The sequence below is a fragment of the Streptomyces sp. NPDC059564 genome (assembly GCF_042735575.1).
In the GTDB taxonomy this organism is placed as follows: domain Bacteria; phylum Actinomycetota; class Actinomycetes; order Streptomycetales; family Streptomycetaceae; genus Streptomyces.
On sequence record NZ_JBHWBP010000095.1, the window covers coordinates 1 to 11,577 of the forward strand.

Below are 11,577 nucleotides of genomic sequence, written 5' to 3' on the forward strand. Positions count from 1 at the left end.
AGCAGGGGAGCCGGGCCTTCCGGGTGCTGCCGTCGTGCGGAGCGGTTGGCGGTTACGCCTCGAAGACCTCGTTCAGCAGGAGCTGCTGCTCCGCCTGGTGGCGCTTCGCGGAGCCGACCGCCGGGGACGAGCCGTGCGGGCGCGAGATGCGGCGCAGGCGCTCGCCGGCCGGGATGTCGGCGCCGACGGCCAGGTCGAGGTGGTCGATCAGGTTCAGCGCGATGAACGGCCACGCACCCTGGTTCGCCGGCTCTTCCTGGGCCCAGATGTACTTCGCCGCGTTCGGGAACTTGGCGATCTCCGCCTGGAGTTCCGCGCCCGGCAGCGGGTACAGCCGCTCGATGCGGATGATGGCGGTGTCGGTGACGCCGCGCTTCTGCCGCTCGGCCTCCAGGTCGTAGTAGACCTTGCCCGCGCAGAAGACGACCTTGCGGACCGCGTTCGGGTCCACCGTGGAGTCCCCGATGACCGGACGGAACGAACCCGTCGTGAACTCCTCCGCCTTCGACGCCGCCGCCTTCAGACGCAGCATCGACTTCGGGGTGAAGACGATGAGCGGCTTGTGGTGCGGGTTGTGGACCTGCCACCGCAGGAGGTGGAAGTAGTTGGAGGGGAGGGTGGGCATGGCCACCGTCATGTTGTTCTGCGCGCAGAGCTGCAGGAAGCGCTCCGGGCGGGCCGAGGAGTGGTCCGGGCCCTGGCCCTCGTAGCCGTGCGGGAGGAGGAGGGTGACGCCGCTCGTCTGGCCCCACTTCTGCTCGGCCGAGGAGATGAACTCGTCGACGACGGTCTGCGCGCCGTTGACGAAGTCACCGAACTGCGCCTCCCACAGGACCAGCGCGTCCGGACGGGCCAGCGAGTAGCCGTACTCGAAGCCCATGGCCGCGTACTCGGAGAGCAGCGAGTCGTAGACGTTGAAGCGGGCCTGGTCGTCCGCCAGGTACAGCAGCGGGGTGTAGTCCTCGCCCGTCTCGCGGTCGATGAGGACCGCGTGGCGCTGGCCGAAGGTGCCGCGGCGGGAGTCCTGGCCGGACAGCCGGACCGGGGTGCCCTCCATCAGCAGCGAACCGAAGGCCAGGGTCTCGCCCATGCCCCAGTCGATCGTGCCCTCGTCGATCATCGCCGCGCGGCGCTGCAGCTGCGGCAGCAGACGCGGGTGGACGGTGACCCCGTCGGGGACGTTGACCTGGGACTCGGCGATCCGCTTGACGACGTCCTGGGAGACCGCGGTGTTCACGGTCACCGGGAAGTCGGCCTGCGAGACCGGCGCCGGCGCGGCGATCGCGGGCTGCGTGGCGGCTTCGCGGACCTCCGCGAAGACCTTCTCCAGCTGGCCCTGGAAGTCCTGGAGCGCCTGCTCGGCCTCTTCCAGGGTGATGTCGCCGCGACCGATGAGGGACTCGGTGTACAGCTTGCGCACCGAGCGCTTCTTGTCGATCAGGTCGTACATCAGCGGCTGCGTGAACGCCGGGTTGTCGGACTCGTTGTGGCCGCGGCGGCGGTAGCAGATGAGGTCGATGACCACGTCCTTGTTGAACGCCTGGCGGAACTCGAAGGCGAGCCGCGCGATGCGGACCACGGCCTCCGGGTCGTCGCCGTTCACGTGGAAGATCGGCGCCTCGATCATGCGGGCCACGTCGGTCGCGTACATCGAGGAACGCGAGGACTCCGGGGCGGCGGTGAAGCCGACCTGGTTGTTGATGACCACGTGCACGGTGCCGCCGGTGCGGTAGCCGCGCAGCTGCGACATGTTCAGCGTCTCGGCGACCACACCCTGGCCGGCGAAGGCCGCGTCGCCGTGCAGGGCCAGCGGCAGGACGGTGAAGTCCGTGCCGCCCTTGTTGATGACGTCCTGCTTCGCGCGGGACACACCCTCCAGGACCGGGTCGACGGCCTCCAGGTGGGACGGGTTCGCGACGAGCGAGACCTTGATCTGCTCGCCGTCCAGGCCCGTGAAGGTGCCCTCGGCGCCCAGGTGGTACTTGACGTCGCCGGAGCCGTGCATCGACTTCGGGTCGAGGTTGCCCTCGAACTCGCGGAAGATCTGCGCGTACGACTTGCCGACGATGTTGGCGAGGACGTTCAGGCGGCCGCGGTGGGCCATGCCGATGACGACCTCTTCCAGGCGCGCCTCGGCCGCGGAGTCGATGACCGCGTCGAGCAGCGGGATGACGGACTCGCCGCCCTCCAGGGAGAAGCGCTTCTGGCCGACGTACTTCGTCTGCAGGAAGGTCTCGAAGGCCTCCGCCGCGTTCAGGCGGCGCAGGATGCGCAGCTGCTCCTCGCGCTCCGGCTTGGTGTGCGGGCGCTCGATGCGGTCCTGGATCCAGCGGCGCTGCTTCGGGTCCTGGATGTGCATGAACTCGACGCCGGTGGTGCGGCAGTACGAGTCGCGCAGCACGCCGAGGATGTCGCGGAGCTTCATCATCGACTTGCCGGAGAAGCCGCCGACCGCGAACTCGCGCTCCAGGTCCCACAGGGTGAGGCCGTGCTCGGTGATGTCGAGGTCGGGGTGCTTGCGCTGCTTGTACTCCAGCGGGTCGGTGTCGGCCATGACGTGGCCGCGGACCCGGTAGGAGTGGATCAGCTCGAAGACGCGGGCGGCCTTCGTGACGTCGTCGTCGTGGGAGGCGTCGATGTCCCGGAGCCAGCGGACCGGCTCGTACGGGATGCGCAGCGCCTCGAAGACGTCGTCGTAGAAGCCGCTCTCGCCCAGCAGCAGGTTCGCGACGATGCGCAGGAACTCGCCGGAGGCCGCGCCCTGGATGACCCGGTGGTCGTAGGTCGAGGTCAGGGTCATGACCTTGGAGATGCCCAGCTTGTTCAGGGTGTCCTGCGAGGTGCCCTGGAACTCGGCGGGGTAGTCCATGGAGCCGACGCCCATGATGACCGACTGTCCGGGCATCAGGCGGGGCACGGAGTGCACGGTGCCCAGGCCGCCGGGGTTGGTCAGCGAGACGGTGACGCCGGTGAAGTCGTCCATCGTCAGCTTGCCGACACGGGCCCGGCGGACGATGTCCTCGTAGGCCTGCCAGAACTCGAAGAAGTTGAGGGTCTCGGCCTTCTTGATGCCGGCGACGACGAGCTGGCGGTCGCCGTTCGGCTTCACCAGGTCGATCGCGAGGCCGAAGTTGATGTGCTCCGGCTTGACCAGGGTCGGCTTGCCGTCCTTCTCCGCGAAGGAGTAGTTCATGGCCGGCATGGCCTTGATCGCCTGCACCATCGCGTAGCCGATCAGGTGCGTGAAGGAGATCTTCCCGCCCCGGGCGCGCTTGAGGTGGTTGTTGATGACGATGCGGTTGTCGAACAGCAGCTTCACCGGGACGGCGCGCACGGACGTGGCCGTCGGCACCTCCAGCGAGGCGTTCATGTTCTTGGCGACGGCAGCAGCCGGGCCGCGGAGCGTCACCAGTTCGGGGCCGGAGGGGGCCTCGGTGGCGGGCGCGGCCTTCTGGGCGGCTACGGGGGCGGCGGCGGCCGGAGCCGGAGCCTGAGGGGCAGACGCGGCCGGTGCGGCGGCCGGGGCCTGGGAGGTGACAGTCACAGCAGGGGCACCAGAGGGGGTGGCAGGAGCAGGGGCAGGAGCTGACACAGGCGGAGCGGCCGGCGCGGCCGCGGCCGCTCCGGAGGAGCCGTTGCCCGCGACGGGCGGCACGGCGCGCGCCGCCCCCGGGGCGGCGGCGGCAGTGGCCTGAGGGGCTGCGGCGGAGCTGGCGGCCTGTGCGGAGGCGCCATCCGTCGTCGTGGACTTCCCGGGACTGTCCGCCTTCACCGGAGCGGCAGCGCCCCCCGGCTTGTAGTCGGCGAAGAAGTCCCACCAGGCCCGATCGACCGAATTGGGGTCCTGGAGGTACTGCTGATAGATCTCGTCGACGAGCCACTCATTCGCGCCGAAGCCTGAGGCAGGGTTCTTCCCGCCCTCTGCTGCTTCGGTCGTGGTGCTCGAGTTACTGGGGGACTGTGGCGACACGGCGGCAACCGCCCTCTTCCGCTTCACAAGGTATGGACAGCGGGAATAAAGGCTACGCCTCCCGGGCGGTGTCATGCAGGCCGGGCGGGACTTCCGTCGCGCAGGTCACACCGAACGGCGGGTTTCGTCGTGTGGAATGGCGGGAAACAAGCGTGGTTCGGGTAGGGGGCACCGAGGTTGCGGCCCCGATGGCTTCGCACCCCTGACGACCCCGGGCACGTGTGGCCGAGATCATGTCCTTCCCTCCGGAACCCTACGTCAAGACGGTGCCGGTGAGCTGCCCGGAAGGGTGACAAGGATTCGGCAACCCCGTGACGATTCGGCCACGCCGATGTGCCCTCCGTGCAGGCCGACGGCCCAGCGGGCGATGGCCAGACCCAGCCCGGTGCCCCCGTCGCCGCCGCCCGTGGCGCCCCGGTTGAAGCGCTCGAAGACCCGGTGGCGCTCCGCCTCGGGGATTCCGGGACCCTCGTCGACGACCTCCAGGGCCAGGCTCCCGGCCGCCTCGCCCGCCCGGGCGCGGACCGTGACCCGGCCGTGCGGCGGGCTGTGCTTGACCGCGTTGTCGATCAGGTTCGCCACCACCTGGTGCAGCCGCTCCGCGTCGGCGTACGCCGTCAGCTCGGTCGGGAACACGTCCAGGTGGAGGTGCACGTCGTTGCGGGTGTGCCCGCCCGAGCCGGACGCCAGCCCCGGCCGCCCGGCGGCCGCCAGCCCCGACTCCTTCAGCACGCCCGAGAGGTAGGGCCACACCTCGAAACGGCGGGCCTTCAGCGGCACGACCCCGTTGTCCACCCGGGACAGGTCCAGCAGGGTCTCCACCAGCCGGCCCAGCCGTTCCGTTTGCTTCAGGGCCGTGCGCATCGTCTCCGGATCGGCCTCGGAGACCCCGTCCACGACGTTCTCCAGCACCGCCCGCAGCGCCGCGATCGGCGTTCGAAGCTCGTGCGAGACGTTCGCGACCAGTTCTTTACGGTGCCTGTCCACGGCCTCCAGATCGTCGGCCATCAGGTTGATCGTCGCCGCCAGATCGCCCAGCTCGTCGCGGCGCCCGGCCCCGCGCACCCGGCGCGTGTAGTCCCCGTGGGATATCGCCCGGGCCACCGTCGTCATGTCGTCCAGCGGCGCCGTCAGGCTGTGCGCCACGAACTGGGTGATCAGCATCGAGGCGATCACCGAGAACACCGTGATGAACCGCAGCTCCGTGGCGGTGCGCAGGGCCACCATCAGCAGGCCCGTGGTGATGAACACCGACACCACGACGAGCGTGCCCAGCTTCGTCTTGATCGAGAACGGCGAATAGGCCCGCAGCCCCGGACCGGGGCGGGGGCCGTTCACGCCTGCGCCGGGGTCTCCAGGGCGTACCCGACGCCGTGGACCGTACGGATCCGCTCCGCGCCGATCTTCCGGCGCAGCGCCTTGATGTGGCTGTCGACCGTACGGGTGCCCGACGCGTCGGCCCAGTCCCACACCTCGGCGAGGAGCTGCTCCCGCGAGAGCACCGCGCGCGGCGTCCCCGCCAGGCACACCAGCAGGTCGAACTCGGTCGGCGTCAGGTGCACGTCCTCGGCCTGGACCCGGACCCGGCGCTGCGCGTGGTCGATCTCCAGATCGCCCAGGCGCAGCGTGGCCCCGCGCGGGGCGTGCGCGGCCAGCGTGGCCCGCTCCACCCGGCGCAGCAGTACGTGGACCCGTGCGGCCAGCTCGCGCATGGAGAACGGCTTCGTCATGTAGTCGTCCGCCCCGACCCCGAGGCCGACCAGCATGTCGGTCTCGTCGTCCCGGGCGGTGAGCATCAGCACCGGGACGGGCCGCTGCGCCTGGACCCGGCGGCACACCTCCAGCCCGTCGAAGCCGGGCAGCATGACGTCCAGCACCAGCAGCTCGGGCAGCCAGCTCTCGGCGGCCGCCACCGCGGCCGGGCCGTCGTACGCGGCCTGCACCTGGAAGCCCTCGGCGCGCAGCCGGGCCGCGATGGCGTCGGCGATGGTGCGGTCGTCCTCGACCACGAGCACGCGCCGCTGGGCACCTGGGGTGGCCGCGGCGCCGTTGTGGGTGGTGTGTGTCTGTTCCATGTCCCGCCCCTGAAGATCCCGCGTGATGACGTGCAGCGTAGAGGAGGCACCGGCCTGCGGCTATGTGCGGTTCGGACAGTGACCGCCGGGTGACGCCCGGCCCGCGGGGGCCCCGTACGGAGTACACGGGCGGCGGACGGTGACGCGGGGCGGCGGGCGCCGCCGGGGGTTAGGACGCGGGTTCGAAGCCCGGGAGGGCGGCCAGCAGCCTCACCAGGCCCGGGGCCAGGGAGTCCTGATCGGCAGTCACCTCGGTGCCGCCGTGCGCGAAGGCGTACGTGAACCCGTCCCTGACCGGGGGATCGGCCGTCGCGACGCGGGGCAGCCGGGGGAGGTCCGCCTCGCGCAGGGCCGCGCGCAGCGCCTCCAAACGGGCCGGATCCAGTTTCCCGGACCCCTCCGGACCGGCCTTGCCGCCGAGCCGGGTCCAGGAGCCGTCCTCCGCGACGAGGAGGGTGTGGGTCCGGCCGGCGAACCCGCCGCTGCGGGAGACCCGGACGAGGGTCTGCGCCGCGGCGGGGCCCGTGGACGGGGTCCGCGCCGGGGCCGGGCTCGCGGACGGGGCCGGGCTCGCGGACGGGGTCGGGCTCGCGGAGGGGCTCGACGACGTCGGCGCCGGCGTCGCCGGGCCGCCGTCGGACCCGCCCCCGCCGCACCCGGCCAGGGCCGCCACCCCCACCAGCACCGCGGCCACGGCAGCACACACTCGGGACGCTCGCACACCCACCTCCGCGGGGATTCGGCCGAACCCCGAGTATGGAGTGCCCGCCCCACCACGGAAAGCACCCCGGAGGCCGTCATCCGCCGCACCGCCCCCTGGCGCTGGCTGCCCCCGCTGCTCGCCGCGCTCCTCGGCCTCCTCGCCCTGGAGCGCGGCCCCGGCGGCGGCAGCATGTGGCGCGACGAGTCCACCACCTGGCAGGTCGCCCACCGCCCCCTGTCCGGGCTGGCCGGGCTCCTCGGGCAGGTCGACGCCGTCCACGGCCTGTACTACCTGCTGATGCACGGCGTCTTCGGCCTGTGGGACGGGGGCCTGTGGGCGCTGCGGCTGCCCTCGGTGGCCGGCACGGCCCTCGCCGCCGCCGGAGTGGCCGCGGTCGCGCACCGGCTGGCGGGCGAGCGGGCCGCGCTGATCGCCGGCTCCGCCTACGCCGTGCTCCCGCCCGTGCAGATGTACGCCCAGGAGGGGCGCTCGTACGCCCTCGTCGCGGCGGCCGTGGTCTGGGCCACCTACCTGATGCTGCGCGAGCGGTGGGCCGCGTACGCCGCCGTGCTGCTCGCCGGCTGCTGGCTGCACGAGTTCGCCGCCCTGGCCCTGCTCGCGCACGCCCCCGCCGGGTGGCGCTCGCGCGGCTGGCGGTGGAGCGCCGCCGCCGTGGCCGCCGGGCTGCTGCCGCTCGCGCTGGTGAGCGCCCGGCAGGCGCAGGCGCAGCTGGGCTGGCTCGGACGGCCGTCCTGGCAGGACTGGGCGGCGTACGGGGTGCTCGCCTGCGCGGTGCTGCTGCTCGCGCGGGGCGCGGCCGGGCGGGACCTCGTACGGGTGGCCGTACCGCTCGCGCTGCTGCCGCCGGGCCTGCTGATGGCGGTGTCGCTGGTGCACCCCTGGTACGTCGACCGGTACGTCCTCTACGCGCTGGCCGGGCTCGCCCTCCTCGCCGGAGCCCGGCTCGCGCGGGCGCGGGGGTGGTGGCCGTGGCTGCTGGTGGCGGCGCTGCTGGTGCCGTTCGGCTGGTGGTCGGCGTGGCTGCGGACCCCGGAGAGCCGCAAGGACGACGTGCTCGCGGTGGCCGCCGCCGTGCGGGAGCGGGCGCGGCCGGGGGACGCGGTGCTGTTCATGCCGTCGCGGCGGCGCGAGTGGCTGCTGTCCTCGCCCGAGGTCTACGAGGGCCTGCGCGACGTGGCCCTGGACCGCTCCCCGGCGGCTTCGCGCAGCCTCCACGGCACCGAGCTGCCGCCGGAGCGCGTCCGGGAGGCCCTGCTGAGCTCTCCCCGGGTGATCGCCCTCCTGGACCCGGCCGGCCAGCCCCTGGACCCGTACCCGCAGGAGGCGGCCAAACGGGACACGTTGCCCGCCGCCTTCGAACGCTGCTCGGTGACCCGGGTCCGCGGGGCCCGCATCGCCGTCTACGCCCGGCCGGGCGGCTGCGGCTGACCGGGCTCCGGGCCCTGCCGGGCCCCGGTCGACGCCTTCGCGTGCTGCTCGGCGACCCCGGTCCGCGGGGCCCGCGTCGCGGTGTACGCCCGGCCCGGGGCTGAGGCTGCCGGTCCCGGGCCGACCGGGCAGCTGCGGCCGGCGCGCCCTCAGGCGCGGTCCCGCCGGCGGGACCGGTCCCCGGGGGCCCGGCGCCCCCTCGGCGGGGGGCCGGGGGAGGATGGCCCCGACCCGCGTCACACACCCGCCGGGCCGAACGCCCGGGCGGGCGGGGCCCGCCGCGCCTCCGGAGGTGCCGTATGCCCACACCCGACCCCACCGGGCCCGAATCCACCGCGCTCGAACACCCGGTCCCGGCCACCGCTGCGGGGCAGGAACGAATGGTCGGGCCGCTCGTCGGGGCCGAGTGGCTCCAGGAGCGGATCGGCCGGCCCGGGCTGGTCCTGTTCGACGCCTCGGTCGGGGCGCACCGGGGTGCGGCCGCGCGGATCCCGGGGGCGCGGCCCTTCGACCTCGACGGGGCCCTGTCCGATCACGCCGCCGCCGCGCCGCACACCATGCCCGGCGCCGCGGCGTTCACCGACGCGATGCGCGGGCTCGGCCTCGACGACGACGCCACCGCGGTCGTCTACGACGGCGCCGGGATCTACTCCAGCGCCCGCGCCTGGTGGATGCTGCGCGCCATGGGCTTCGAGCGGGCCGCCGTGCTGGACGGGGGCCTGCCCGCCTGGGCCGCCGCCGGACTGCCCGTCGAGCCCGTCCCGGCGGCGTACGAGGGCCCGCGCGGCTCCTTCACCGCCCGGCCGCGCCCCGGGCTGCTGGTGGACGCCGCCGCGGTCTCGGCGGCCCTGGACGACCCGGCCGCCGCCGTGGTCGACGCCCGCACCCGGGCACGCTTCGAGGGCGCCGCCCCGGAACCCCGGCCCGGCCTGCGCGGCGGGCACATGCCGGGCGCGGTGAACCTGCCGTTCGGGGACCTCCAGGGCCAGGACGGGCTGATGCGGCCGCCGGCGGAACTCCGCGCCGCCTTCGAGACGGTCGCCGGGGACCGGGAGCGGCTGCGCTTCAGCTGCGGCTCCGGGGTCACGGCCTGCGTGCTCGCCCTCGGCGCCACCCTCGCCGGGTACCGGGACACGGCGGTGTACGACGGCTCCTGGAGCGAGTGGGGCGCGCCCTCCCCGGACCGCCCGGTCATCACCGGCCCCTGACCCCCGCCCCCGGGGGTTAACCCCACCGCGGCTCCGGGTACCGGCCCCAGCGCCGGGCGGCCCCCGCTTCGGCAGACTGGTCGCCATGCCAGCCCACACCACGTCAGCCCGCCTCACCCGTACGGCGGTCGCCGCCGCCGCGACCGCCGCCGCGCTCCTCCTCACCGGCTGCTCCCTCGTCGAGGCCCGCACGAAGACCGCCACCGCCGACGCCACGGTGACCGAGGCCGTCACGGCGGTCGAGGTCACCGACGCCCGTCGGGGCTCCATCGAGGTGACCCCCGGCTCCGGCCCCGGGGTCACGGTCCACCGGACGGTGCACTACCGGGGCGACACGGCGCCCGCACCCGGCCAGCGGGTCTCCGGCGGCCTGCTGACCTTCACCGACGGCTGCGCGGACGACTGCTGGGTCGACTACCGCCTGGAGGTGCCCGCCTCCGCGAAGGTCCGGCTCGGCAACAGCAGCGGCGGCATCACGGTGGAAGGGGTCGCGGCGGCCGAGGTCACCTCCGACTCCGGCGACGTCCGCGCCCAGCGGATCGCGGGCCCGCTGAAGATCCGTACCTCCTCCGGCGACATCACGGCCACCGCCCTGAACGCCCCCGAGACCGAGATCCGCTCGGCCTCGGGCAACGCCACCCTGGCCTTCGCCGCGCCCCCGGCCTCCCTGTCCGTCACCACCACCTCGGGCGAGGTCGAAGCCCGGCTGCCCAGGGCCCCGTACGAGGTGACGGCCTCCACCACGTCCGGGGACCGGGACATCACCCTGCCCTCCACCCCCGCCGCCCCCTCCCGGCTCTCCTTCCACACCACCTCGGGCGACCTCCACGTCTCGGACTGACGTACGGGGGCGAGGACGCGCGGATCCGCAGCTCACGGCACCCTCCGGCGGCCGTGCGCAGGTGTTCGCCCCCGGCGAACGGCAGTTGGGGAACATCGGGAGGCGCACATGCATTGAGTCGGCATAGCTCAACTTCACTGCCGGAGGGAAGATCATGGCTTCGACGTCCGTACCGCTCACCCTGCCCGTGCTGCCGCTCGACGACGAGGTCGTGCTGCCTGGGATGGTCGTTCCGCTGGACCTGACCGACGCCGAGGCGCGCGGAGCCGTGGAGGCGGCGCAGGCGGCGGCCGGGACCGGGAAGCCCCGGGTCCTGCTCGTGCCGCGGGTCGACGGCAAGTACGCCGGCACCGGTGTGCTCGGGACCGTCGAGCAGGTCGGCAGACTCTCCGACGGGGACCCGGGGGCGCTCATCCGCGGCCGTGGCCGGGTCCGCATCGGGGCCGGGACCACCGGACCGGGGGCCGCGCTCTGGGTCGAGGGCGAGACCGTCGACGAGAAGGTGCCCGATCCGCTGCCCGGGTCCGTCACCGAGCTCGTCAAGGAGTACAAGGCACTCGCCACCACCTGGCTCAAGAAGCGCGGCGCCTGGCAGGTCGTGGACCGGGTCCAGCAGATCGAAGGGGTCTCGGCGCTCGCCGACAACTCCGGGTACTCGCCCTTCCTGAGCGTCGCCCAGAAGATCGAACTGCTGGAGACCGCCGACCCCGTCGCCCGCCTCAAGCTCGCCGTCAAGGCGCTCAGCGACCACCTCGCCGAGCAGGACGTCGCCGAGTCCATCGCCAAGGACGTCCAGGACGGCGTCGACAAGCAGCAGCGCGAGTTCCTGCTCCGCCGCCAGCTCGAAGCCGTCCGCAAGGAGCTGCGCGAGCTGAACGGCGAGAAGGACGGCGAGGAGTCCGACGACTACCGCGCCCGCGTCGAGGCCGCCGACCTGCCCGAGAAGGTGCGCGAGGCCGCCCTCAAGGAGGTCGAGAAGCTGGAGCGGTCCAGCGACCAGTCGCCCGAGGGGTCCTGGATCAGGACCTGGCTCGACACGGTGCTGGAGCTGCCCTGGAACGAGCGGACCGAGGACGAGTACGACATCCGCGGCGCCCGCGCCGTCCTGGACGCCGAGCACGCCGGGCTCAGCGACGTCAAGGACCGCATCACCGAGTACCTCGCCGTGCGCAAGCGCCGCTCCGAGCGGGGCATGGGCGTCATCGGCGGCCGCCGCGGCGGGGCCGTACTGGCGCTCGTCGGACCCCCCGGAGTCGGCAAGACCTCGCTCGGCGAGAGCGTGGCCCACGCCATGGGCCGCAAGTTCGTCCGCGTCGCCCTCGGCGGCGTCC

General features: G+C 73.6%; 8 protein-coding genes. 4 read left to right on the forward strand and 4 right to left on the reverse strand.

Annotation, left to right across the window (positions count from 1 at the left end; genetic code table 11):
- Positions 1-52 precede the first annotated feature (52 nt).
- From ACFV0Q_RS18285 to ACFV0Q_RS18300, 4 genes are all read right to left on the reverse strand, one after another.
- Entirely contained in the window at positions 53-3,970 is a 3,918-nt protein-coding gene (locus tag ACFV0Q_RS18285) for a multifunctional oxoglutarate decarboxylase/oxoglutarate dehydrogenase thiamine pyrophosphate-binding subunit/dihydrolipoyllysine-residue succinyltransferase subunit (protein WP_385006467.1), read from the reverse strand.
- A gap of 258 nt (positions 3,971-4,228) precedes the next feature.
- Positions 4,229-5,308 carry an ATP-binding protein gene (locus ACFV0Q_RS18290; protein WP_385006470.1) on the reverse strand — a complete coding sequence of 360 codons (1,080 nt, stop codon included), beginning with the start codon at positions 5,306-5,308 and terminating at the stop codon, positions 4,229-4,231.
- Positions 5,305-6,045: a response regulator transcription factor gene (locus tag ACFV0Q_RS18295; RefSeq protein ID WP_266573974.1), complete on the reverse strand. Its 741-nt coding sequence runs from the start codon at positions 6,043-6,045 to the stop codon at positions 5,305-5,307. The genes ACFV0Q_RS18290 and ACFV0Q_RS18295 overlap by 4 nt, the downstream gene beginning before the upstream one ends.
- A 169-nt stretch (positions 6,046-6,214) precedes the next feature.
- Positions 6,215-6,739 carry a hypothetical protein gene (locus ACFV0Q_RS18300; RefSeq protein ID WP_385006473.1) on the reverse strand — a complete coding sequence of 175 codons (525 nt, stop codon included), beginning with the start codon at positions 6,737-6,739 and terminating at the stop codon, positions 6,215-6,217.
- A gap of 198 nt (positions 6,740-6,937) precedes the next feature.
- Between ACFV0Q_RS18300 and ACFV0Q_RS18305 the strand changes: the two genes are divergently transcribed.
- From ACFV0Q_RS18305 to ACFV0Q_RS18320, 4 genes are all read left to right on the forward strand, one after another.
- On the forward strand, positions 6,938-8,197 hold the full coding sequence (locus tag ACFV0Q_RS18305) for a hypothetical protein (protein ID WP_385006475.1): 1,260 nt from the start codon (positions 6,938-6,940) through the stop codon (positions 8,195-8,197).
- Positions 8,198-8,577: 380 nt separating this feature from the next.
- Positions 8,578-9,405: a sulfurtransferase gene (locus ACFV0Q_RS18310; protein ID WP_385006502.1), complete on the forward strand. Its 828-nt coding sequence runs from the start codon at positions 8,578-8,580 to the stop codon at positions 9,403-9,405.
- 85 nt (positions 9,406-9,490) lie between these two features.
- Entirely contained in the window at positions 9,491-10,246 is a 756-nt protein-coding gene (locus tag ACFV0Q_RS18315) for a DUF4097 domain-containing protein (protein WP_385006477.1), read from the forward strand.
- A gap of 154 nt (positions 10,247-10,400) precedes the next feature.
- A partial coding sequence (locus ACFV0Q_RS18320; RefSeq protein ID WP_385006479.1) for an LON peptidase substrate-binding domain-containing protein occupies positions 10,401-11,577 on the forward strand: 1,177 nt, incomplete at its 3' end.